This is a genomic window from Symmachiella dynata, from assembly GCF_007747995.1.
GTDB classification, from domain to species: Bacteria; Planctomycetota; Planctomycetia; order Planctomycetales; family Planctomycetaceae; genus Symmachiella; species Symmachiella dynata.
Map to the genome: position 1 here is coordinate 1,358,201 of NZ_CP036276.1, position 24,423 is coordinate 1,382,623.

Consider the following 24,423-nt stretch of genomic DNA (forward strand, 5'->3'; position numbering starts at 1 on the left):
TCGACCCCAAGGCCGCCGCACGAAACATGGAGGTTTCACCGATGCGCGCATCGTCTCACGGTCCGTTTCGGACATTGATGATGATCTTCCCCATGCTAGCCGTCGCAGGTTTAGCGTACTTGGGAGGATATCATTACCATACACTCGCAGCTTCACAGACGGCGCCCTCTTCAGAAGAAGAAGATATTAGCGGCGAGATTGTCAATCTCGGCGACGATACCAACGCTGCTCCCCAAGTGGGCGTCAACGAATTGTTTCCCAGCGGTCCGGTAACCACGGATGCCCCGCAAGCGGATGAGGCCGAGTACGGCCGGAATCCCAATATTACGGTCATCGAAGAAGCGCCGGCTGTAGAAACCGAGCGTCAACGTCGGCCAAGCCCTGCCCAAAATCGTCGCCCCCGGTCTTATCCCTCCGCCGCCATGAAAGGTTGGCAGGTTGCCGAAGATCCGGATTCGGCAGGCGGCGACGAGGAGCCGATCTTTGCGGAAACCACTGCGACACAAGCCAATGACCTCGACGCCCAGTGGGACGAAGCTTTCGATGAGCGTCCCCCGGCGAACTCCCGCGAAAGCCGCCTGCAAGCTGCCATTGATGCGCGGCGAAACGAATTCGCCCAGCGCAGTCGGCAGCGCAATCCGGCTGGTCGATTGACCTCAGCTTCTAGGACTGACGATCTACTGGACGGACCCGAGTCGACGTCTCGCACATCACCGCAACGCGACGTGCAACTCGCCTCGGCAACCGAGCCGGCTAATTTCGAAGAGGATTTTGCTCAGTTTGATGCCCCCTCCGAAAGCTCACAGGAACCGCCTGCCGCTAGTCCGCCGGTCTATCGCGATCCCCGCAACTTGAAGGAAGCCACCAAAATTCTTCGCACGTGGGGCATTCGAAAATTCAAACTCGAAGCGACTGCGGATGGTGCCGAGTTTCGGTTTTTGTGCGGCGTAACCGACATCCATAATCCCAGTATTCGCAGATTGTTTGTCGCTGAAGGGGACGAGCCATTAGTGGCGGTGCGCAAGGTGTTGCGACAAATCGAGGACTGGCGTGCGCAACAGTAATCCTACATTCCAAAAGCCGGTACGATTGCAGTCGACTGCTGCCGGGGGCTTTGGTTGGAATTTTCGTATCCGCCGAGAAGCGGAATCGCTTGAGCCACTCGCCACGCTCGTGCCGGGACATTTTCTGCGTGACGATAAAATGGCGCGGTTGGAAGCGGCCTTGTTCGTCTCGCAAGATGCATTGCCCGCCCGACGGTTGGCACATGTCGCCACGTTGGCCGATGCGACCGAAGTTCGAACGTTGATCAAACGCCTCAACGAATTCTACGACGCGTCACAGACCGCCTTTCGCATCGAACGGGTCGCCGCCGGGTACCAATTGCTGACCCGGCCGGAATTCGCTTTGTGGCTGGGGAAATTGCATCATCGTCAGGCGGAGTTGAAACTCTCGCCCTCAGCTATGGAAACGTTGGCCATCGTGGCCTATCGCCAACCGGTCACGCGGGCCAACATCGAAGCGGTCCGCGGCGTCCAGAGCACTGAGATGCTCAAGCAATTGATGGAGCGCAATCTCGTCCGTATCGCCGGCAACGAAGAGACGCTCGGCCGGCCATTTCTCTACGGCACCACGCGACTGTTTCTGGAACTCTTTGGACTGCAAAGTCTAGAGAGCCTGCCGATGGCTGATCGCCTGCGAGTCACAAAACCGGCTGCCGCCGATGTGAGCGAAGAACCAGAAGCGGAACCCGAAATCGCCGGCAGTATTGGGACCGACGCGAGCGAAGCGGACGATGAACTGAAACAGAGCGCCTAGTGCGGCGGCGGCTTTGCGTCGACGCGCATTCACTTGGCGATCGCCTGCACGATTTGCCAAACCTCATCCGCAATCGCATCAACAGGGCGAATCTCGCCTTCGGCGATCCCGTCGATGACCTGCCACCGATCATCGCCTTGGGCGACGTCGAGATAGACCTCGTGCACTTTGGCCAGATAACCCGCATCGGCTTCTTGAATGTCGGCGGCATCATCGGTGTAGTTGCGGGGGGCTTTGCGGGCGATCAATTCCTGCGCGCGGGCGGGCGGCAGGTTTAAGAGAATCGTCACATCGGGCCGCGGCAGCGCGTAAATCTCATATTCGATCTTGTTGATCCAGGCGATGATTTCTTGCCGCTCTTCACCAGTGACTTTCGACGCCTGATGACCGATGTTCGAGGCCACGTAACGGTCCAGCACGACGTAATCATTGTCGCGCTGCGCCGCCAGCAGCAGTTCGCGCGATTCAAAACGGTCACCGGCGTACAGCAGCGCCGCCAGGAACGGGCTGACTTGATCGAGCGCGCCGAATCGTCCGTTGAGAAAATCGCCAATCGATTTGCCAAACAGCGTGTCGTCGTAACGGGGAAAGCTAAACAGTTGGGCCGTCGCTCCCGTAGCACACAGACGTTCGCACAACAGTTGCGCCTGTGTCCCTTTACCCGATCCGTCGATTCCCTCAATGTTCACCAGCAGCGCCAAAATTAATCACTCCCCATCCGCACCACGCATGTCGCCGTAGGGTGCGTCATGACGCACCTGTCTACATTCCCAATCACGCGTTGCCTTATTGTTAATATTGTTTGATTGACGTGTTTGTTTGCTTTGTTGAATTGGATTGGGCGCGTTTTTCGTACTGCATAGAAAGGTGCGTCGCGACGCACCCTACGAAAAGGCCGCGTGCAGAGACGCCAGGACGCAGAGAGTTGCGTAACCTTGATGGGTATCGCGCGGCATGGTTGGAAACCGGGACTTCTGATTTATCGACTCGGGTTTTCAACAGTTTCCTCTTTTTCTTCGCGTCTCTGCGTCTTTGCGCGAGTCTTTTTATTTAGAGGCTCATCTCTCGTACTACATAGGAATGTGCGTCGCGACGCACCCTACAGAACCTCGGCGATGACTCCGTGATCCGCGGCGGAGGTTGCCTGCACTTTGACAATTTGTCCGATGGCTGTGGCATCGCCCGGGATGTCGACCGGGGCATAACGACAAGCGGTGCCGCTGACCCAGTCGGGGCGATCGCGGGATTCCCGTTCGACCAAAACCTGAAGGTCGCGTCCGACGAGCGACTCATAATATCGGCGGGCCAAACGGTCGCCCAACTCGGCCAATCGTTGCCCGCGCTCTTTTTTGACTTCGGGAGAAATCTGATCCGGCAGATCGGCCGCCGGCGTGCCCGCGCGGGCACTGAAGGGGAAGACGTGAATCTTCATGAAGCCCGCTTGTTCACAAACATCGAGCGTCTCCTGAAACTCCGCCTCGGTTTCGCCGGGAAAGCCGACAATCACATCGGTGCTGAACGCCGGATTGTCGAGCCGACTGCGGAGTAATTCCATCTTGCCCAAAAACATGTCGAGGCTGTATCGCCTCTTCATCCGCAACAACACATTTCGCGAGCCGCTTTGCAGTGAAGGGTGGAAATGCGGGGACAGTTTCTCGGTGGAGGTCACGACATCGACGAAATCTGGGGAGACTTCCGCTGCTTCAATACTCGACAACCGCATCCGCCAGTCGCCGGGAATGCGGTCCAGATTTTCGATCAGATGCGCTAACCGAAACGGAGCTTTGCCGCTACGGCCGCGCGTGGCATCGACGCCATAGTGCCCGAGATGAATTCCGCAAAGCACGATTTCCTTGTGGCCGTTTTCAATCAGCCGGTGGACTTCCTCGTCAATGTCTTGCGGGGGACGGCTCCGCAGACCGGGTCGGACTTGGGGGATGATGCAGTACGTGCAATTTAAAATACAACCGTCTTGGACTTTGACGTAGGCACGCCGCCGCCCTTCAAAGGTACTGATCCCGGTCGGGAAATCATTCACGCCGACACGCGCCAATACGTCTGGCAGTTCGCGTTTATCTTCAACGACTTCCAACACATTGGGGAGTTGGGCCAAGGTCTCTGGTTCACGAGTGGCGTAACAGCCCATTACGATTGTTCGCGAGCCTGGGTTTTTGCGGGCCAATTGGCGGATCAACTGCCGACCTTTCGAATCCCCGGTGGCGGTCACCGTACAGGTATTCACCACGCAGAGGTCGGCATTTTCCTCTTCCTCCGCTTCACGATAGCCGCCGCGAACCAGCGCTTCTTTGACCAATTCGGTTTCGTATTGATTGACCTTGCAACCCAAGGTCACCAAACGGCAAGTTGGCTGTGACATAACAAAATACGCTTTGTAGAAATTCAAACTGTCTAATAACCGCCCCATCAGTCAGCGATCAGTCCCTCTCCCTCAGAGAGAGGGTGAGGGCCGCCGACCAGACCGTTGGCCCAATGTCTGCAGCAGAACCAGCGAACCTACGTCCACCAGAAAAACCCGTACGATCGGCCCAATTCGCTCGACAACTCCTGCGACGATGAGGATCGCACAGTATAATAGTCTTAGCTCCCCACGGCGAGTCCGTTGGATAGGGACTTGTTCCGGCGCTCTTCCATTATTGACGCAGCGAGACAATGACCACAGCCGAGTCGACTCTCAGAAAATACGGGAAATCAGTTGATATGATGACTTTGAGACGATGTCTGGCTTTAATCGTTGGTCTTGCCATGACAGCGGCGGACGCGAATGCCGCTGAACAAGAATCGGCCGCGGTTTATCAAAAATACGTCGTCGCCGCCGATCATCCCGCCGCCAGCCAGGCCGGATTGGAAGTCCTGCAGCAGGGGGGAAATGTGGTAGATGCCGCTGTAGCGACCTCATTTGCGTTGTCGGTGGTGCGTCCCGACAGTTGCGGCATCGGCGGCGGTGGCTTTATGGTGATCTGGAACGCCGAAACCAAGTCGTCTGTCGCCATCGATTACCGCGAGCGGGCACCGTTGGCTGCGACTCGGGATATGTTTGTCACCAAAAATAAGAACGGCCGGAAACTCTCCAGCCGGGCCGGAGGAGCTGCCGCGGGAATTCCCGGTACGGTTGCCGGCCTGTGTCACGCTCACAAAGAATTCGGCAAACTCCCCTTGGCCGATGTACTGGCTCCGGCGATTCGTTTGAGCGAACAGGGTGTTTTGGCCGATGAACACGCCATCAGCGCGCAGCGTACGGCGCTGTTGCTATTGGCGATACAACGCAACGGGAAAGAACGTTTCGCTGCCCTGTACAAGCAATACCTGAACTCCGGCCGGATGTGGACGAAACAGGATCGCATTTTCTCCCCCCAAACCGAGGTCCTCAAACGGATCGCCGCCCAGGGGCGTGACGGGTTTTATCGCGGGCCGGTGGCTGAGGCCTTGCTAGAGGTCGTTGCCGCACAAGGCGGTATTTGGCAGCGTGAGGATCTTGAGCAAATGGATGCCGTGCAGCGACAACCGCTGTCGGAGAAATTTGGCGAGAATACGGTCCTGACCATGCCACCTCCTTCCAGTGGTGGGGTGGCGCTGTTGGAATCCTTGAACATTATCGAGGCCTTTGAACGAGATCATCCGCAACGCAAGTGGCTAGGCAACGGTCCGCACAATGTGTCCGCCGTGCATCTGGTCACCGAGGCTCTCAAACACGCCTTTGCCGACCGTGCGGAGTATCTGGGGGATTCCGATTTTGTGTCCGTGCCCATCGCTCGCTTAACCAGCCGAAAATACGCCGACAAGTTGGCGGCGAAGGTCGACCCGTCGATAACACAACCGCCCGAAGCGTACGGCCGGTTCGAAGGAAAAACCGATAGCGGAACGAGCCATTTTTGTGTGATCGACGCAGAAGGGAACGCTGTCTCCTGCACCGAAACAATCAACACCACCTTTGGCAGTTTGGTGGTCGAACCGAAGTTCGGGATCGTGCTGAATAATGAAATGGACGATTTTGCCGCTGTGCCCGGAAAACCGAATGCGTTCGGGCTTATTCAAAGCGAAGCCAACGCGGTCGCTCCCGGCAAACGGCCGCTTTCGAGTATGACGCCCACGATCGTAGTGCGCGACGGCAAAGCGGCGTATGCACTGGGGGGATCGGGGGGACCGAAGATTATCAGCGCGACCCTGCAGGTCTTGCTGAATATGATGCGGCATGGTCAGGATGCTCAAGCCGCGGTTGCGGCGCCGCGATTTCACCACCAGTGGATGCCCAACGCGCTGTATGTGGAAGAGCCGCTGCAGAAGAAATTAGCGGCCGACTTAACCGCGTTGGGACACTCAGTCCGTTTGCAAAGCGCGATCGCCGCTGTGCAGGCGGCCACGCGCGATGAAACAGGATTGCGAGCCGCGAGCGACCCCCGCAAGGGGGGGCAACCGGCCGGCGAATGACGGTGGCTAACAACGGCGGTTTATGACCGCCGTTTCCGCCCACCGCCGGAGCGCTTCGATGACGGTTTTTTGGTCGTCGTCGAACCCGAGGAACTGTCACTCGACGACGACGTTTTCTTCTGCGCTTTCGTCTTGGTCGGCGCCGCTGTCGGTGCATCCGCCGCAGTTGTTTTCTTCACCGGATTGAGTACGAAGGAGATCGCATCTTCCCAGGTCGGAACGTCTTGATACTTCTTCTCGTCCGACTTTTTCGGTGGTTTTCCGTAGGAAGTCTCGTCGTCGTCTTCCTCATCGTCGTCGTCCAGGTCGGCGTCATTGGCTTCGATGGCATCATCTTCGACGGCATCGTCCTTGGCGACAGTCTTCTTGGTCTCGTCGGTGGCTTCGACTGAAGATTTCCCGCGTCGCCGTCCGCCCCGTTTTCGGCGTCGGCGTTTTTTGGGGGCGGGTTCTGCGGCTGTGTCTTCTTCAGAGTCCTTATCAGCAGCAGCTGCAGTCTCGTCGGCGACGGATTGTTTTTCTTCGTCGGCTGTCTCTGTCTCCTCATTTACCGATTCTTCAGTTTCAACCGTTTCCGCAGCTTGCTCCTCGACCGACCGTCGTCGACGGCGGCGTCGGCGGCGCGGACGACGTTGTTCCTCGGCTGGTTCTGCCGTTTCTTCGTCCGCGGCCTCTTTCACTGCTTCGACTGCAGCCGGCTTTTCGTCTTTTGTCTTCTCCGCAGGTTCGTCAAACAGATCAGCGGCAAAATCCGAATCGTCGGAGACTTTGCTTGGCTTTTCGTCCGGCACCAACTCAGCCAGCACCTTGGTGCGCTCGGCTTCGGTCTTTGGTTTCGGTTTGCGTTCCGAGCGGCGGGGCTTGCTTTTGGATTCAGATTTAGCAGGTGATACCGATTTCTCGTCGCTTTCCCAGTCCCAGTCCGCCAGAGCATTCCAAAACGGATCGTCGACTTCATCCTCCACATCGGCCTCTTCGAGGTCGTCGTCAGCGTCCTCTTCTTCGTCCGATTCGTCTTCGGCAATAATCCCGAAATCATCGTCCGGAGTTTCATCGGTCGCCTCGACGATCTCGGGGCTCTCTTCGACGTCCTCCTCAGCGTCGACCGCTTCCAGCGACTCTGTGGAATCGGCGCTAGTGGACTCAACCTCTTGCGGCGCATCGGGTTTCGGCTCGGGCGGCAGTCCTAGCAGGTTTTCGGCTAAGGCGCCCCAATCGTCGTCGTCGTCGTTTGACATGTTTGCGTCTTTATTCATGCCCAAAAATTAACGCACACCGGACTGATTGACAAGAGCAGCGGCAATTTGCCTCAGTCGTCGCAAAGCGTCTTCAGAAGATAGTTTACGGGGGAGTCCACAATGGTTTCCGCGAATTTTCCCCGGCAATACGTGGAATTCGCCGCGATTTCATCCGTAAATAGGGGGCGACGAACAATCCTCGATGCCGCCAGCTGCCCAGTGGGGCCTGCGGGTCACCCCGATACGGCTCGGTCAAATCCTCGATTACGAAACCCGACCGGCAAAGTCCGCCGACCAATTCCTCCCAGCGGTGTAGAAATTCCACCGTGCCGCTTTCACGATACGATTCGTCCTCCACCAGCGGCAACGAGCTGTCCTGATAATACGGCAGACCCAACACGTAGCGGTGCCGTTCGTCGCGCTCGGTGATCTGCAGGCTGGTCGGTTGTTTGTGTTGACTAATGTACAGGCCGTCGTCGCGGAGCACGCGGGCGATTTCGCGATACACAACAGTCACGTCCGAGACGTAACAAGTGCTGACCGGTTGATGGACGATGTCGAAACACTCGTCGGCAAACATCTGCAGATTGTCCATCGAAGCTTCGACGACGCGAACTTTGTAATTGCGGCGGTTCGCTTCCTGTTCGTCCTTTTTGAGCATCTCCGGACTGAGGTCGACGACTGTGACGTTGGCTCCGGCGGCAGCGTAGAGAATCGATTGCCATCCCCCGCCGGCGGCCAAGCAGAGCACGTCTAGTCCCCGCACGCTGGCCGGCAACCAACCCCGCCCATCTAAGGCCTGCAGGGGATCACGGCATTGCTCGTCGGTGGCCACCTTGGCGAATTGGCTACCGGCTCGCACGAGGCGATCCCAGGCTGCGCGGTTGCGTTGGACAAATGACATCGAACTACGATTGCGGCAATAAGGTGGATTTCACTCGTTCCTCAACTCCGGCCGGGGAACGGACTGTCGCGCGGTTTCGCTTCGCTGATTGAGACAGATGGCCAAGGGGGGGCTTGACTCACTCGAAGCGGAGCTTCGAGAAATGGGGTTCCCAAACTGGAGTTTGGGAACCAGGGACGTTCGACCTTGGGGCGGGTGCGGTTTCAGGGAGTTCTGGCTTGTTCCACGAGTGCGGCGGCGTATCCGACGGGATCGTGTTGCGCGCGGCTGACTTCCATCAATTTATCATACCGGCCTGTTTCGGCGCACAGTTCGGCGAACGAGAACTCGAGTTGATCTTCGACGCTCAACAAATATTTCGCAGCGATGTCCAAGGCATCCTCGGTGCGGTCGATGCGTCTCAGCAAATCCACAAGATGATAAGCGGTCAACTGTTTGTCCGAATCGGGGGCATCTCCCGCGAGTTGATCGCGAAAGTAATCCAGTGCTGCATCGCGATCCGTGTCTGTCAACGCATTGAAAAAATGGTGATGCGCCGTGTAATAATCTTCAAACGGCGGATCGCCCGCATAGCGATATTGCGGCGACAATTGTGCGCCGTATTCGGTCAGCTCTGTGGCAAGTCGGACTTCGTCACGGTTGGCGTCCAGGCTGCGGCAAAAGCGGATCACCGCATGCAAATGCGAAACGTCGATGTGATAGTTGTCTTCGGCGAACAGCCACTCTCGTCCGGTGATCAATTCGCGGAGCGTTTCTTCCGTGGGGGCGGAGCCTTGTTTGCGTTCGACTTCGTATTTGATCGTCGCCGTCAAATCCCGATAGATCGTCTGTGCTAACAACGCCGCACATTCCTGACGGACTTGCGGTTCCAACTGCATAAACTGCTGGTCGAGCACCGTAATGGAATTGCACGTCCCGTGACTGGCAAGCAGCATCTCCAATCCCTTGGCCGGCGCAACCCCTTGGTAGAGTGCGATGTCGACAAGTTCTTCGTCGACGTCCTGCGAGATTTCCAGCGCGTTGATGGCAGCGACGATGGGTTCCGGTTCGCGAATGGTTCGCAGGTAAATCCAGGCACGGGGAATCGAACCTGCTTCCAGGTGCAGCGAACCGATTTCGCGGGCGGCGTTGACGTAATGCTCTTCGAATTCCGCGCGGCGGTCTTCGGGCAGGTTGTCAAACGATGTGGGACGCACGACTGGCACACCCATCTCGAGCCGCTTTTTCAACAGCAGCGCATCAAACAGCCGGTCATAATTCTTGTCGTCGCGGAGCGTTTGAATGAGTTGATCCACGGTGGCGACCGCGCCCCCCGATTCGTGGAGTTGATTCATCTCGTTGTAAGTGTCTTCGTTCATTGCGCCGCCCAACCGTCCACGTTCTGTAGATTTCTTAAAGAAAAAATTCCAATCCGCCTTGCGTCGTCTACTCGACGAGCAGCAAGGGAGTCACGTCGCCATTTTTATCAAACTGCCCCAACACTGTTTCATCAAACGTCTGAAAGCCGAGCACTGTCTGCGGGAGATCCGATTTTTGAAGTTTGCGATAGGCCAGCAAATGTTGCTCGCCGAGCCTCACGCGATACCCGGCGGAGACGTCGCCCGGCAAAATGCGACCATCCTCGGTCACCGTCAGTTTACGCCACTGCACCGGCTTGCGGCGGCGGTCGGGATGCCAGTCCAAGACGATCGGGGCATACAAACCTTGTCCAGCCGCAACGTGCTTGAGCACCAAATCGTCGCCGAAGATGCCACACCCGCCTGGCGTACCGTGCACGCGATCCTGTGGCAAAAAGAGCGGAAAGACACGTGTCAGGATCGGACCATCTTTGAGACGCGTTTCACGATCACCCGAGTCGGATTGCGTATCCAAAGCATCGCTCAACGGCAAGCGGGATGAGTATTCAATCTGTTTGCCGGAAAATCCGGTCAAGGAGTCGGCGAACATGGCGGAGTGCGTTGAACGCGATAACCAAATTTGTCGCTCCACCCGACCACCCGATGCAAACGTCTGTTGCAGCTCTATATAATCGCCATCCTCGTCGGTGTTCCAACAGATTGCCGTCCATTGTCGTTTGACGGAAACCGGTTTGCCATCGACTTGGATCTTTAAATCCCAGTTCCCGTTAATCAGGGCGCGGCCCAAGACGGTCATGTCGATTTGTGGAAACTGTCCGTTATGGTCGACGACGATGCTATCGCATTCCGTTTCCCAATCGCTGCGCAGACAGGCCAAGTTGGCCCAGTCCGACTGCGACGACGGCGCTAGTTTCTTCAATCGCGGTTTGGTTGATGCTGATGCTGATTTTTTGGATTTGGCTTTTCGCTTCCGCGTGTTCGACGGAGCTTGATCCCACGCGAAGGCCAAATCGGCAATTTTGAATTCGCTTCCCGCCAATTGTGACGCCGCCCGAAACAACGAGCGCGGCGATGCCGAGAAGCCGTTGCTCATCGCCCAGGAGTCGGAGGGACGGTACAGTCGGATGGCTTGTTCCAATAGGTCATTGAACAGCATCGACAAATCGTCGTCCCACAATGTCGCCTGAAAACGGTTGGCCCATTGTCCGCTGCGAACCAGTGCCGCCAACCAGTACCCCAAGCGAGGCAACAACGTGGCGTGCGGCGTGCCGTCGCCATCGGTGCGGTCTTCCAATTCCCGCCGAATGACCTTACGCCCGCGGCGGCGAATCTTGGTGGAGCCTTTGACATCTCCGAACAGCAGACCCACCCGCCACGGCAACTCACCCGCCTGCAACAACTGTTCGTCAGCCGTTTGCGCCGGGTCCCCTTCGTCGGTGGTCGAGGGATCGTTTGTGAATTCACAAGCAGCGGCCAACGTTGTTCGCCACAATAAAAACAGTGTCGCCTGTTCCAACGAAGCACCGTTACACGCGATCAACTCTGTCAACGCATGCAGGTCAGCGGGTGACGTTTTGTAGTTTTTCTGCGCCACGCTATTGAGAACCTCTGCCAAGCTGGCAGCCTCCACAGCTGTCGACTTCCCGGTCTTCCGTGTGAAGTGGCCGTTGGATGTGTGCAACAACTCTCGCAACGGTTTGGCAGGGGGCGCCGGTAAATATTCCGCCGTCGCCAAGCCGCCTTGAATGGCGGGACGTTTTTTTGTGGATTTGGTGGGAGGGCTTTCTGCGGGCAAGCATTGCAGTAATCGCGCCGTGAACGCCGAGACGTCACCCTTTCGAGCGGCGCGGACCAAGTCCGCATCGGCTGATTTTCGCCACTGGATAGACTGCAAAAATGCTGTGTCGGAGAGATTCGCGACCCCGCCCATGCTTCGTCCAAAAGCCACAACCGAAGTGGCGGCCGATCCCGACTGATCCGTTTTACTCATAGATTACTCGCCCTGCCGGGGGCCGTGGATGACCACACGTCCCGGTCCATGCCGATTGACTCCTGGTTTCGCCCACTTCAAGAGGCGCTCACCATAAGGTACTCGACACGAGCAGATTTGCCAATCACACCGGTCAGCAAGTCGTCACAACCCCAGCAGCGATAGAGGCAACGGAGCAAAAAACAGCGTCCCGGGAGGGCGAAGCTCCCGCTGAGCCGCAGCGGTACACGAAGCAGGGCACGCCAACTCATCAAGCCAACCACCAATCCAGTCGCCCAGCAAGGATCTCGCCCAACCTCTCTCCAAAGCAAAGCGCCCAACGGAAGCGGCCTACCCACCCCCGAGCGGAAGCTCGAACCTAGCGGCTGTGCCGCCGGAAGCTCGGACCAAGCGGTTGTGCCGCCTTATTGGGCGGCGCGTTGTGCTTCGCGGCGTTTTTTGCGGAGCTCTCGTTTTTGTTTTTTGGACAGCCCTTTGAGCTCATCAGCGGTCACTTCGTCGATTTGATCTTCGATCGGTCTTTGCGAAGCGCGGGTTTTTGCTTTTTTGGGTGGAGTGCGACGCTTCGGGCGCGGCGGCGATTGTTCCGCCATGGCTTCTGTCGTTGCCGATTGCGGAGCAGGGGGTTCGATGTGCGCCGGTTCGGTCCGCGTTCGACGTGATGATGCCTTTTTCTTCTTCGGAGCCGGTTGGACCGCTTTGGTCGCCACTGGCGGAACGGGGGCAGGGGCCGCTTCGCGCGGTTTGCGTTTTGGCAATTTCAGCTTGGGCAATTTCAACTTGAAGGTGGGAAACTTCAATTTGAAAGTCGGTAACTTAAGTGCCGGGAATTTGAGCTTCGGAAGCTTGAGCGTTGGTTTCTTAAAGGTGAGGAGCTTCCAATGCAGAAATTTCGGCAAACGCAAGAACCGTGGTCGACGCAGCCGCGGGCGACGCAACCGGGGGAGCGGCAAGCGGAATTGTCGCACGGCCGACGTAGGTGGCTCTGGGTTGATATGCACGACATAGCGAGCATGCAAGGACATCGTGGTGAACAGCAGGATGTTCGCCGCAGAGAACGCGATCAGATCGATCGGCATGCCCGCGATCAGCGGGGGGAGCATCGCCAGAGATCCGGCGAACAGCTTGATGGAGGCGAGCAGGGGGACCAAATAACACAAACAGCTGAGATACAGTAGAACGCACGTCGGACGATGTTCGCGCATTTCTCGTCCCAGTTCCAACAACAGCAGCCCACCAATGGTCAACACGGGGACCTGCCAGGTGATTGATGAGGTTACTAAGTCAGGCCGATTCAACAGTGCCGCCACGATTCCGCCTGCTAAGTGGTGCAGGTTGAGAAAGATGGCCGCACAAGCGAGACCGCTGGCAACGACCACCCAATTCCACAGGCGATAGCGGCCGTCGAAATCATTGCGGCTGCGTCCGCGGACTTGTCGAATGACCACACAAATTTGCATGGTGACGAACAAGCACAACCCGGCCATCACGCGCTGCGACTCATCAACAACTTGTCGCAGTTGCGAGATGTCGACAATGTGATTGTGCGGCAGGGCATCGAGGGCAGCGTGGCTACCAAAAGCCAACATCGCCAAGACCAGGGCGACACCGATGTGCGGCCAAATGGAGCGGGGAATGAGGGCCTGGATTGCCAGCTCAACGAGCGCGATCGCATCCAGCTCTTTGTTTGCTTCTCTGGTCGTCGTAAACGATTTGGACTGCGCGCCATCCTGCTCGACCGCCAAACGCCGCCGCCGCCGTTCATCAGAATGTTGAGACCCGGCAAACCCTGTCACGCAACCAGCCTCATTCGGAATCGCAAAGTTTTAAGAGAGCGGACGGACCACGCACCAATCACTACGGGTTCTATTCATCGGAGTCCTGAGGTCCGCGCGGCGAATGAATGCGGTTTTGCGACGTCGCTGCAGGCATCTCAGTGAAATCGAGCATGCAAATCTTGCCTAACAGTCACAGGTGGATCACGGATCATCCGCCAGACTGACATGCCTGTTGTACTTGTGGTGCTGCCATAATGGCACTGCCTGTCGCTTTGGGTGGGTGCTGCCGATATGGCAGGTTCCGGGTCGGTTTGCTCAACTGCCATAAATGGGTTCTCGGGGATTTTGCCGAGAGGGGGTATGATTGGAATGGACTGTGGGGTGTCGCTGTAAGTGTTTATTTAGTATTGGGATATGGATATTGTTTCTGCTTGGTTTAACGTGATTGGACGATCTTCTACTGGGATTTTTTGGCAAATCGTTGCGGCGATAACAGATCGGCATGGAGGTTGCATTAAGGGTTGTCATCGGGCATTTGGAAGTCACAAGTCTCTGCCTGCTGCAGTGCGGAGACAGATGTTCGACGAATTCATCGTTACGACTGAAAGGAAGGTGAAATCATGCTGAGCACTTCATTTCGAAAACATTGGGATCCGTGGCAAGAGTTGAATCGTTTGCCGGTGGACATGAATCGAATTTTTTCCGGGCTTTCCGACGCGGTGCGGACCGGAGCACAAGTTTTTCCGGCGATGAACGTCTTGTCGGGTGAAGACCGTTTGGTCGTCACCGCCGAGGTTGCTGGCGTCAATGCGGACGACATCGACATCACGGTCGAAGGTGACATGCTGACGATCAAAGGCAGTCGCTCTGTCGATGCGCTGGGAGAGGACGAGAAGTATCATCGTCGTGAACGGGGCACGGGCGAATTTTCGCGAACGTTGCGATTGCCGTTTGAGGTCGATGCGGCGCAGACCGAAGCGGAATACGCGCAAGGCGTATTGACGATCGTTCTGCACAAACCGGAAGCGAGCAAGCCCAAGAAGATTACGGTCAAACGCGCTTCCTGAAGCGCAATGACCAGCATGGGGATTGTCATGGGCGTCTGTTGATCAGGCGCAAAAGATAGAAGAAGAAAGGGAGGATATCATGACTCAAACACAAGAGGCTTTGACCAAGAGTTGTTGTACGGCGGACAAAACCACAACGGAAAAAACTACCGAAGAGGTGTTGAATCCGCGCGTGGATATTTCGGAAACCAACGAGGCATTGATCCTGACGGTCGATCTGCCCGGCGTCGCTGAAGAAGATGTCGACATCACGTTGCACAAACAGGTGTTGACGATCGAAGCGAAGAAGTCGGAATGCATACACGAGGGGGTCAACCCCTACTACGTCGAGCACTCCGCCGGACTTTACCAACGGCGGTTCAAACTGACCGAAGAGGTCGACCGGGACGGCATTGATGCGACGCTCAAGGATGGCGTGTTGCGATTGACATTGCCCAAGGCGCAAGCCGAAGTGGCGCAGAAGATCAAGGTCATGACGGCGTAAGTCCCAGGTCGAGGACATGGGGAATATGCCGGTAATTGCAGGGCGGCGCGAAAAGATATGAGTCGCGCCGCCCGCGGTTGTTCTTTGGGGCGTATCGAGTGTGGCTAGAAAAAACGCGTCCAGGAGGGTGGCAGCGATTGCGAAGCAATCGGTGTGCCGAAGGCACAAGACGCCGCAATTCAGCGTTCCTGGGCATTGCCGTCGGCATCTTGATCCGACACGTTAATCGCGGCTTCTTGCCGGCTGCGCCGGCCCCGATTGCGGAAAGCAATCGCGGCCACCCGACCATCTAGAACAAACTGCCGCCATCCTCGTCGTCGGCTGGTTTCTTTTTGGCCGACTTGCGAGTTTTTTGTTCCACGGTCGATGTGGCATCGAAGGGGGCGGTGGTGAGGTTGCCTTGTTCGTCGACAGCGGTGAGCAGTTCGATTTTTTGCTCTGCTTGCTCCAAAGTCTGATAACAGGTTCGCAACAGGCCGATGCCTTCTTCGAAGCGTTTGAGCGAATGCTCCAATCCGCCGGAACCTTCTTCGAGTTCGCCGACGATTTGCTGCAATTGCTCCAGGGCTTCTTCAAACTTCGGGGCTGCGTTTTCTTTTTTGGCGCGTTTGGCCATGTTGGGTTTACTCCAAAAAGTCTTGCGGTTGGCCCGCGTCTGTCGATTCGATTTTACTAATGACCCGGCCGTCGGCGAGCAGCGACTGCAAGGTCGCTCCCGCCGGCGCGTCGTCGATCGTTTTGAGGAACTGAGTGGAGCCCGCGATCTTGCTGAGTGAATATCCGCGGCCCAAAACGGCCAACGGGCTGAGGGCATCCAGCGATGCGGATGAGGAGGCGAGTTGTTGCTTTGCGGTTTCCACAATCCGCTGCACCGCACGGCGGTTGCGGGCCTCGAGTTCGTCGAGGAGTTGTTGTAAATCGTGGATCCGTTCAGCCGGTTGTGTGAAGACGCGCCGCGAGGCGAGTGCGTCGAGCTGTCGCCGTGCGGTGACTGCTTGTTGTTTCAAACCGCTGATCAGCCGGTTACGCATTTGTGCGATGCCCGCGCGGATGTCACGCACGTCGGGAACGACCAATTCGGCCGCTTCGCTGGGAGTCAAGGCCCGACGGTCGGCCACCAAGTCGGCAATCGTCACGTCGATTTCGTGCCCCACGGCGCTGACAACGGGAATCGGGCAATCGTAAATCGCCCGTGCGACGATCTCTTCGTTGAACGCCCAGAGATCCTCCAGACTGCCGCCGCCCCGGCCCGTGATCACAACATCGACGCCCGGTATCTGTGGCACGGACCGCAGCGCGGCCGCAATTTCCGCTGCAGCACCCGGCCCCTGAACCAGGACCGGCAGAATCAAAATCTCCGCTGCCGGCCAGCGACGTGTGAGGACCTGCAACATATCGCGGACAGCGGCGCTGGTGGGACTGGTCACCAGCGCGATACGTTGCGGAATTGCCGGCAACGGTTGTTTGTGTTCCGGGTCAAACAGACCTTCGCCTGCCAGTTTTTCATGCAGTTGGCGAAACGCCAGTTCCAGCGCGCCCAACCCCTGCGGTTCGCACTGTTCGATGATCAATTGATACGAGCCGCGGGCTTCGTAAACTTCCACGCGACCGGCGGCGACGACTTCTAACCCGTCGTGGAGGTCGAATTTCAAGCGATTGGCAGTTCCCCGCCACATGATCGCCCGCAACTGTGCGGAGTCGTCCTTGAGCGTGAGGTAACAATGCCCCGAGGCGGCGCGTGAAAGGTTCGAGATTTCGCCCGAGACCCAGACGAAGGGAAATTCGATTTCCAGGCAGTTTTTGATCTCCTGCGTGAGCTGGGAGACGGTCTTCAAGGGGACGTCGGGCATTGCGAAATCAGCTTGGTTGATCGGGGCAAACGAATGTTTTTCCATTACCGGCGGACTGGCAGTGTATCGTGAACGGTAACGCTTGAACACTATTGCTGCCAGGGGCAATTTGGATCTTCCGAGTGTCCAAAACGGACACTGTGGCAACCTCACAGCACATCGCGTCGAATTTTTGCATTCCGACTTGATTCGATAACAGCGTCGGCAACAATAAACGCGGGAGGGCTCAAGCTCTTCTGGTTCAATCGCCCGCGGCTGTTTCATGGCGGCACAGCACGGAGGAAATCTTCCTTAATTTTTATGGAGAAACAGTCATGCTTCGCCGACGCGTCAGCACAGTGGCCTTTTTGATGACGGCTTTGATTGCCCAAGCCGCGGTCGCCTCAGCCGCCGACACTGGATTTTTGGAACGGGTTTATACCGACGACGCCGGCAACCACAAATATACGGTGTTCGTTCCCAAGAATTATGACGAATCGAAACAGTGGCCGGTGATTTTGTTCCTGCATAGTGCGGACCAGCGCGGGAATGATGGCCAAGCACAGGTTGAGCAAGGTTTGGGACCGGCGATCAAGGAGCAGGCGGACACCTTTCCCTTTATTGCCGTCTTTCCACAAGCTGAGGATACCAAGGGGCGGATTCTCACCGCCTGGTCGCCCGAATCGCCCGATGGGGCGCGGGCGTTGAAGATTTTGGAGAGGGTCGAAAAAGATTTCCGCGTTGATCCCCAACAGCGGATCGTGACCGGCTGGTCGATGGGGGGCTACGGTACGTGGCTGATGGGGGCGGCGAAGCCCGATTTCTGGTCCGCCTTGGTACCGATCTCCGGTGGCGGCGATCCGGCAATTGCCAAAACGATCAAAGACATCCCCGTGTGGTGCTTTCACGGCGCGAAGGATCCAGTCGTTAAAATCGCGGACGACCAACAGGTCATTGACGCCCTGCGCAAATTGGGGGCGAATCCGCATTTCACCGTTTATCCCGAGGCTGAACACGATGCCTGGAAACTCGCCTATCGCGATCCCCGCTTGTATACCTGGATGCTCGATCCCGCAGCCCCTGTGAAATCGACAGCGCCGCTGTTGGCCAAACCGCGCGATCGCTCAGTCGACGAGCAAAAAAGTCGCGATGCGGAACCGTTCGTTCCGGCATTGGAGATCCCGAGCGCAATCAGTGTGCGACTGGGGAATGACCTACTCAAGGCGATGGCTGAGACGATTCCACAAGTCACTCCGCCGGATGTGACGCGGGGAGTCATCGCCAACATTGGGCAAGGATCATCAGTGCAAGGTGTCTCCTTCAGCACAACGCTGTATGGCATCAACTATTCCGGCCGGCTCGTGCGGGCGCGGGTCAAAGCGTACACCAAGGACAAGGTGAACGTGCAAGTCGGGCTGAGTGATGTGCGGATCAATATTAGCGGGGCCTCGATTACCGGATCGTCCGGACCGCTGGGAGGCGGGCGTTACGCACAAGCCGGACCGATGAGCATCTCGCTGGGATATCGCCGACCGATTTGGATCAGCTTTGACGTGACGCCTTATATTGTGAATCAGCAATTGAAACTGCGCTTGCGCGGCACATACTTCCGCATTCCCGACGACAACTGGTCGGTGAGCGGTCCCAATGGGATCTCCGCGAGTGGTTTGGGCATGGATGAAGGCCGCATCGCCAGCAGCTTGCGCAGCGGGTTGTACGGAAGTAAGAGCCGTATCGAAAACGAAATTCTGGCGGCGATTCCGCCGATGGTGGCGGAGTTGGAAAAGAAGATTGACCTCTCGCCCGCCGGGAAACTGGTGACCGGATTGTGGCCGTTGCCGGTGTACAAACCGCGCGTGCGGGTTTGGCCCCAATCGGTCAGTACCGATGACAAAGGAATCTCGATCGTCTTGGGCGCAACGGCGGCCGCCATCAATGCCCGTCAAGCGCCGCCGCGGCCCCGTGTGATTGCGGCGGTGGGGCCCGATGCACAGCAGGTTCCCCAGACCGAGGAGTTTCAATTTGGCCTGGCGCCAAACATGCTCGGCCCGTTGACGCAAATGCTGATCGACGACGACGCGGCCCGGATTCATTTGCTGGATACGCCGATTGAAAATTTCAAAAAGTTGGCGGACCGCCAGTTTTTGTCCGAGGTGATTCCCGACTTGAAGCATTACGGACCCGACGTGCAGATTTGGTCGGAGTTGATCATGACCGAACCGCTGCAGATCGTCGATGCCCCCGCAAAGTCCGGTGGCGAAGAGGATGTCGCGCAATCGACAATGCGACTGCAACTTCCGCGATTGTTGATTTCGCTGGCAATCAAAACCGATGCGTCCAGCGAGACCTGGACACCGTACGCGGAGCTAGAATTCTCCGCGTCACAACGAGTGATTCCGACATTACAAAAACCGACGTCGCTCACGCGGGCATTGGCGCTGCAATGGCAAGGGCAACCGGAGTTGAATCTGCAAGCGCGGTTCGCACCCGACTTGAAGCCCGAAGATGACACGATTGATTTGCCGCGGATTCGCGAAGTGTTGTTGGCCGGTTGGGCGGAATTGACGGACGGCGGGACCGCTTCGCGGGTGGACATCGCTGATTTCGATCTCGGTTACAGCAAGCTGCGCGCCAATGACATCACGTGGGCTCCACCGCAAATCGTCACGACCTTCGGCGCTCCCGGCGTGAAGATCACGAATAACTTCGACCAGCCACTCGTCTATGAAACCAAAGGCCCCTATAGCGACTGGAGCGCGCCCTATACATTGCCGTCGGGCGAGTCGCACTATTTCGCCATCACGTACCCGTTGATGTACCGCCGCCAAGTCAACGGCAGCTACCAGGTCTTCACTCTGCCGGTCGGATCACACTCCGCCTATTCGGCGCCCCTTGCAGGAAAACCACCGCAACTGTATCAGGCAAAAGAGCAACCCCAAGAAAATCCGACCAACGGCGAATCACCTATGAAGGACTCCGACGTGCAGAGTGCGACAGCGGAGTGATTGTTGTTTCGTTATCTTTAGCCACGGATTGAACACAGATCAAACACAGATTTAAAAGATGCTGGAGCTTATCCAAATTCAAACTGATATCGCCCTGACGCATTTCGATCAATTTGGGCAACGCGTAACGATACGATCTTTCCGTTTTAATCCGTGTTACTAACGTTTCAAAGTTTTACATGCTGCGCAAATTTTCGTGTGGCGAGGCTTTTTGATGTTCCGGTGCATAGAAGCCATTTGAAAAATCGATGCTGAATGATCCGACAGGTTGTTTTACGTCGGAAATCATTCGGCCACCGTTCTTGACAAGGATCGCCGTGCACGACGACAAGCCGTCGGTTTGGGACTTTGCGGTTTCACTCCCGCGAATCTGTGTTTTATCTGTGTTCAATCTGTGGCTAAATAAACCGTCCCTTTGAGGAAACCAATCCGCGTGTTATTTCGTTTGATATTGTTGTTCACGATCGTACCGTTTGCCGAACTGGTGTTGTTGTTGTGGCTTAGTGACGTCACGAGTTGGCAATTTACGGTGCTGTTGGTGCTGGTGACCGGTGTGGTCGGCGCTTGGTTGGCGCGACTGCAGGGGTGGCAGACGTGGCAAAAGATTCAGCGACAACTTTCCAGCGGCGAAGCACCCGCCGGGACGCTGGTCGATGCGCTGTTGATCTTTGTTGCCGGAGCACTGTTATTGACGCCGGGAATCTTGACCGATGCGGTCGGTTTCAGCTTGCTGATTCCCCCCGCGCGAGCCGTGATTAAGAAATGGTTGTCAGCCAAGTTTCGCGGCAGCATGGTGATGCAAGGGCAGGGGGCGGCGGCGCAATTTTGGGCCGGGACGCAGAATTCGCAAAACCGGCACAACGAGCAGATTATCGAAGTTCAAGCGACGCATAAAACGGACTCGGACCACGACTAATCGCCCGTTGAATACCGGGGAAACCCTGCTGTCCAAGCCAGCTGAGGCATCTGGCTGCCGGACCGGGGCCAAAATTTGCCTTATGGGAATTCGTGAGCTAGGTTTGTCAGAACCGAAATTCGGTATGCGGACCAACCCCCCTCTCTGTCGTGACAGAAACGAGAATTCCGATGAGTGAATGGCCGGAATATTACTACAAAACGCTCATGCACAGCTGGCGCACCATGGGGCCAGCGGAATATGGTTACGTCCTCGTGACGATCGGCATCATCGGCTATCTGATGATGAAGAGTACGTCTAAGTAGGCTTGAGGCTTGAGGTGACAGGCTTGAGGGTTGGCCGTTGAGAACCAAACGGCGCAGGCCAAAATTTGGTCCACGCCGCCCCTATTCTGGCCACCGGCCACTGACCACCGGCCACTAATTTCTGCCTACTGCCTACTGCCTACTGCCTACTGCCTACTAGCACGTCACCCAATCTGCTTAACCGCTTTGCGGACGTTTGACAGACAAACTTCGATGTCCGAGACCGGATTCTCGTGGTTTTCTTCGTACTCCACTGCCAGCGAATACTTGTAGTCATTCTTTTTGAGCAGTTTGAGGCAGCCGACTACGTCCAGGTCTCCTTCGCCGAGGATCGTCATGATTTTGGCATCCTTGACGTCCTTCAGGTGTACGCCGTATAGGCGGTCGCTCAGGCGGTCGATGGCTTCTACGGGGTCTTCATTGCTCCGCAGGAAATGCCCCGTGTCGACGCAGGCTCCCACGCGGGGATTTCGCCCTTTAACGATGTCCACCACGTCGTCGATCTTGTCGTATTTTGCCCCGGGACCGTGGTTGTGGATGGCGATGTTGATGGCGTATTCTTCGACCAACTTGTCTAGCAAATCGAACGTCGCTTTGTTTTTTTCCGGGTTGGCACTGAGTGTTTCGACGCCAATGGCTTTGGCAAAATCAAAAAACGCACGGGCCTGTGTTTCGTCTTTGCTGAACGGCAGCACACCGAAGGCAATCAACTTGACGTTGGCAGCGTCGAGCATTTTTTTGTATTTGGCTACCTGGGCGGGGACCGTACTGACCGGTATGTGATTGGGGTAGGCTTCCCAGTAGTGCAGTCCCAGTTTGTCCGTCGTTTCCAGCGCTTTGGTCACGTCGAAGCCGCGAAGCGAATAGCTTTGAATCCCCATGCGGAAACCGGCATAAGGATCTTTCTCGGCGGCGAATAGCGGCGAGGTGATGCCGGGGACCAAGGTGGCGGCAGCCGCGACGGCGGTCGTCTTCATAAATTGTCGGCGCGAGGCGGGCGAATCAACGGTTGGGGACATGTTCTTCTCCAAAATGGGGGGATGACGCAAATTGTCGGTCGGTTCATCATAACCAACTTTTTAGCCCGAGGGGATGCTGCCGCACGATTTCTGGGGCGTGGCAGGCGACTTCCCTGGGTGAGCCGCCTATAATACAGGGGTCCTGCGCTGGACGTGCGCGCAGCAACACCATGATTCACAAGGAGCACCCCCCGTGGACGGCGACCCAGCACCCCTCGCGGAATTTCCCGAATCCGACCATCAAGCAGTCGCGCGGCTCCGCGAAGGCTACCAAAAAGTCAAAGACGAACTCGGCAAGGTCATTGTCGGGCAGGACGAAGTCATCGAGCAGTTGTTGATCGCGATTTTCGCTCGCGGGCACTGTCTGTTGGTTGGTGTACCCGGCTTGGCCAAAACGTTGATCATCCATACGCTGGCCGAAACGCTGAGTCTGTCGTTCAATCGCATTCAGTTCACACCCGACTTAATGCCTTCGGACATCACCGGCACCGAAGTCATTCAAGAAAATAAGTCGACCGGCGACCGCGATTTCAAATTTTTGCCTGGACCGATCTTTGCGAATGTGATTCTCGCCGACGAGATCAACCGCACACCCCCCAAAACGCAAGCAGCGCTTTTGGAAGCGATGCAGGAACATCAAGTCACCACCGGCGGTGAGCGGCGCGCTTTGCCGGAACCGTTTTTTGTGTTGGCGACACAAAACCCGATCGAGCAGGAAGGGACCTATCCGCTGCCCGAAGCGCAGCTGGATCGCTTCATGTTCAACATCTACGTCGACTATCCCGACGAAGAGGAAGAATTTCAGATCGTCCGCCAAACCACGGCGCTCGGAAAGTCCCAAGTGGAGAAGGTGCTTTCCGCCGAAGATGTCGCCGTGCTGCAGGACATCGTGCTCAAGGTTCCCGTCGCCGATCATGTCATTCGGTATGCGATGCAGTTCGCGCGATTGACGCGCAAGCAAAAAGGGAACGTTCCTGATTTTGTCGACGAATATGTCAATTGGGGCGCCGGCCCGCGAGCCAGTCAATGTTTAATCTGGGGCGCCAAAGCCCGCGCCATGCTGCATGGCCGCGCCTATGTCAGTACCGAAGACGTCGCCGCCGTCGCCTATCCGGTGATGCGGCATCGTATTATCACCAACTTCAACGCCGAAGCCGAAGGGGTTTCGCCCGATGAGATCGTGCGGCGGCTGACGGAGTTGATTCCCCAAGACCCGGAGCAATTGGCCGGTGGCGGAAAACTATCGGAAATATTTAGATCCGCAGACGCTGTCTAAGCTGCAGGGCTTGGAAATCAAAGCTCGACTGATCGTCGAGGGGTTCGTCTCTGGATTGCACAAAAGTCCCTATCACGGCTTCTCAATCGAGTTTGCCGAGCACCGAGAGTACGTACCAGGGGACGACCTGCGGCACGTCGATTGGAAGGTCTTTGGCCGCAGCGACCGCTTTTATCTCAAACAGTATGAGGAAGAGACCAACTTCGCCTGCCACATCCTGCTCGACACCAGCGAATCAATGCGGTATCGCAGCGACCAGGCGGCGATGTCTAAGTTGGAATATGCGCAGCACGTGGCCGCTGCCATCGCGTATTTGGTACTGCAACAGCGCGACGCGGCAGGGTTGGCGACCTACGACGATGCGTTGCACAATTTCATCCGCGCGTCGAGCCATCCCTCGCAGATCAAACAACTGTGTCACGTGATGGAGCAGAACCCAGCAGCTGGCGAATCGGCAATGGGGCCGATTTTTCATGAGGTCGCTGAACGGATCAAAAAACGGGGGCTGGTCATTATTCTCAGCGACCTATTCGACGATGTCACCTCGTTGATGCACGGATTAAAACATCTGCGCTACCGTCGCCACGAAGTGATTGTGCTGCACACCATTGATCCGGCAGAGCAGGATTTTCCCTTTGAGGATCCCACGCTGTTTAAGGGACTGGAAGGCTTGCCCGAACAATTGACCGAACCCCGCGTGTTGCGTGCCGCCTATCAAGAGGAGTTCGAACAATTCCTCCGCGACGTCCGCAAAGGCTGCCGCGACATGCATATGGATTACATGCTGCTCAGAACCGACCAACCGCTCAACATGGCCTTGTCGGCGTACCTTTCGGGTCGGTCGCAGCATATGCATAAGACGTAAGATTTGAAGTTCACCACGGAGGCACGGAGAGGGGGGGAGGCTGTAGGCTTTAGACTGTAGGTTTTAGGAAAAGATTTCAATCTGACTCGTTCCCAAACTCTGTTTGGGAACGCACCCTAGCGAAG

The 24,423-nt window shown here is 56.8% G+C and carries 20 protein-coding genes; 10 read left to right on the top strand and 10 right to left on the bottom strand.

The window, feature by feature from the left end; all coding sequences use genetic code 11:
• Window positions 1-41 precede the first annotated feature (41 nt).
• Window positions 42-1,064: a hypothetical protein gene (locus Mal52_RS05145; RefSeq protein ID WP_145374638.1), complete on the top strand. Its 1,023-nt coding sequence runs from the start codon at window positions 42-44 to the stop codon at window positions 1,062-1,064.
• On the top strand, window positions 1,051-1,818 hold the full coding sequence (gene scpB / locus Mal52_RS05150; protein ID WP_231962531.1) for an SMC-Scp complex subunit ScpB: 768 nt from the start codon (window positions 1,051-1,053) through the stop codon (window positions 1,816-1,818). The genes Mal52_RS05145 and scpB overlap by 14 nt, the downstream gene beginning before the upstream one ends.
• Before the next feature lie 29 nt (window positions 1,819-1,847).
• On the opposite strand, the gene Mal52_RS05155 is transcribed toward scpB, so the two are convergent.
• Both Mal52_RS05155 and mtaB read right to left on the bottom strand, forming a co-directional pair.
• Window positions 1,848-2,519: a nucleoside/nucleotide kinase family protein gene (locus Mal52_RS05155; protein WP_145374639.1), complete on the bottom strand. Its 672-nt coding sequence runs from the start codon at window positions 2,517-2,519 to the stop codon at window positions 1,848-1,850.
• A gap of 398 nt (window positions 2,520-2,917) precedes the next feature.
• Window positions 2,918-4,195, bottom strand: coding sequence for a tRNA (N(6)-L-threonylcarbamoyladenosine(37)-C(2))-methylthiotransferase MtaB (gene mtaB / locus Mal52_RS05160; RefSeq protein ID WP_231962532.1), 1,278 nt, complete (start codon window positions 4,193-4,195; stop codon window positions 2,918-2,920).
• 341 nt (window positions 4,196-4,536) lie between these two features.
• Here mtaB and ggt point away from each other — a divergent pair, with 341 nt between their 5' ends.
• On the top strand, window positions 4,537-6,264 hold the full coding sequence (gene ggt, locus Mal52_RS05165; protein WP_145374641.1) for a gamma-glutamyltransferase: 1,728 nt from the start codon (window positions 4,537-4,539) through the stop codon (window positions 6,262-6,264).
• A gap of 20 nt (window positions 6,265-6,284) precedes the next feature.
• Here ggt and Mal52_RS05170 read toward each other — a convergent pair whose 3' ends face one another.
• The 5 genes from Mal52_RS05170 to Mal52_RS05190 form a co-directional block, all read right to left on the bottom strand.
• Window positions 6,285-7,502, bottom strand: a complete 1,218-nt coding sequence (locus Mal52_RS05170; RefSeq protein WP_145374642.1) for a prolipoprotein diacylglyceryl transferase — start codon at window positions 7,500-7,502, stop codon at window positions 6,285-6,287.
• A gap of 103 nt (window positions 7,503-7,605) precedes the next feature.
• Window positions 7,606-8,406, bottom strand: coding sequence for a class I SAM-dependent methyltransferase (locus Mal52_RS05175; RefSeq protein ID WP_145374643.1), 801 nt, complete (start codon window positions 8,404-8,406; stop codon window positions 7,606-7,608).
• Window positions 8,407-8,609: 203 nt separating this feature from the next.
• Entirely contained in the window at window positions 8,610-9,764 is a 1,155-nt protein-coding gene (locus Mal52_RS05180) for a hypothetical protein (protein ID WP_145374644.1), read from the bottom strand.
• A 67-nt stretch (window positions 9,765-9,831) separates the two neighbouring features.
• The gene (locus tag Mal52_RS05185; protein WP_145374645.1) at window positions 9,832-11,754 is read right to left on the bottom strand and encodes a hypothetical protein; all 1,923 of its coding nucleotides are present in this window, start codon (window positions 11,752-11,754) and stop codon (window positions 9,832-9,834) included.
• A 404-nt stretch (window positions 11,755-12,158) separates the two neighbouring features.
• A complete protein-coding gene (locus tag Mal52_RS05190) occupies window positions 12,159-13,550 on the bottom strand; it encodes a hypothetical protein (RefSeq protein ID WP_145374646.1) in 1,392 nt (463 codons plus the stop codon).
• Window positions 13,551-14,152: 602 nt separating this feature from the next.
• Here Mal52_RS05190 and Mal52_RS05195 point away from each other — a divergent pair.
• Together Mal52_RS05195 and Mal52_RS05200 are read left to right on the top strand one after the other, a co-directional pair.
• Window positions 14,153-14,599, top strand: coding sequence for an Hsp20/alpha crystallin family protein (locus Mal52_RS05195; RefSeq protein ID WP_145374647.1), 447 nt, complete (start codon window positions 14,153-14,155; stop codon window positions 14,597-14,599).
• Window positions 14,600-14,678: 79 nt separating this feature from the next.
• Complete coding sequence (locus Mal52_RS05200) at window positions 14,679-15,083, top strand: Hsp20/alpha crystallin family protein (RefSeq protein ID WP_145374648.1); 405 nt, start codon at window positions 14,679-14,681, stop codon at window positions 15,081-15,083.
• Window positions 15,084-15,372: 289 nt separating this feature from the next.
• On the opposite strand, the gene Mal52_RS05205 is transcribed toward Mal52_RS05200, so the two are convergent.
• Together Mal52_RS05205 and xseA are read right to left on the bottom strand one after the other, a co-directional pair.
• Window positions 15,373-15,699 (bottom strand): exodeoxyribonuclease VII small subunit, encoded by a 327-nt coding sequence (locus tag Mal52_RS05205; RefSeq protein WP_145374649.1) that lies wholly within the window; start codon window positions 15,697-15,699, stop codon window positions 15,373-15,375.
• Window positions 15,700-15,706: 7 nt separating this feature from the next.
• Complete coding sequence (gene xseA, locus Mal52_RS05210) at window positions 15,707-16,933, bottom strand: exodeoxyribonuclease VII large subunit (protein WP_145374650.1); 1,227 nt, start codon at window positions 16,931-16,933, stop codon at window positions 15,707-15,709.
• A gap of 314 nt (window positions 16,934-17,247) precedes the next feature.
• Here xseA and Mal52_RS05215 point away from each other — a divergent pair, with 314 nt between their 5' ends.
• The 3 genes from Mal52_RS05215 (at window position 17,248) to Mal52_RS30345 (ending at window position 21,138) form a co-directional block, all read left to right on the top strand.
• The gene (locus tag Mal52_RS05215) at window positions 17,248-19,917 is read left to right on the top strand and encodes a carboxylesterase family protein (protein WP_145374651.1); all 2,670 of its coding nucleotides are present in this window, start codon (window positions 17,248-17,250) and stop codon (window positions 19,915-19,917) included.
• Between the two features lie 433 nt (window positions 19,918-20,350).
• Window positions 20,351-20,833, top strand: coding sequence for an FxsA family protein (locus tag Mal52_RS05220; protein WP_197534672.1), 483 nt, complete (start codon window positions 20,351-20,353; stop codon window positions 20,831-20,833).
• A 170-nt stretch (window positions 20,834-21,003) separates the two neighbouring features.
• The gene (locus tag Mal52_RS30345) at window positions 21,004-21,138 is read left to right on the top strand and encodes a hypothetical protein (RefSeq protein WP_261342855.1); all 135 of its coding nucleotides are present in this window, start codon (window positions 21,004-21,006) and stop codon (window positions 21,136-21,138) included.
• A gap of 164 nt (window positions 21,139-21,302) precedes the next feature.
• Here the strand turns inward: Mal52_RS30345 and Mal52_RS05225 are convergent, their stop codons facing one another.
• Window positions 21,303-22,157, bottom strand: coding sequence for a sugar phosphate isomerase/epimerase family protein (locus Mal52_RS05225; protein WP_145374653.1), 855 nt, complete (start codon window positions 22,155-22,157; stop codon window positions 21,303-21,305).
• A gap of 193 nt (window positions 22,158-22,350) precedes the next feature.
• Here Mal52_RS05225 and Mal52_RS05230 point away from each other — a divergent pair, with 193 nt between their 5' ends.
• Both Mal52_RS05230 and Mal52_RS05235 read left to right on the top strand, forming a co-directional pair.
• Window positions 22,351-23,433 carry an AAA family ATPase gene (locus Mal52_RS05230; protein ID WP_145374654.1) on the top strand — a complete coding sequence of 361 codons (1,083 nt, stop codon included), beginning with the start codon at window positions 22,351-22,353 and terminating at the stop codon, window positions 23,431-23,433.
• On the top strand, window positions 23,387-24,298 hold the full coding sequence (locus Mal52_RS05235; RefSeq protein ID WP_145374655.1) for a DUF58 domain-containing protein: 912 nt from the start codon (window positions 23,387-23,389) through the stop codon (window positions 24,296-24,298). Before Mal52_RS05230 ends, Mal52_RS05235 begins: the two co-directional genes overlap by 47 nt.
• The last annotated feature ends 125 nt before the right edge of the window (window positions 24,299-24,423 follow it).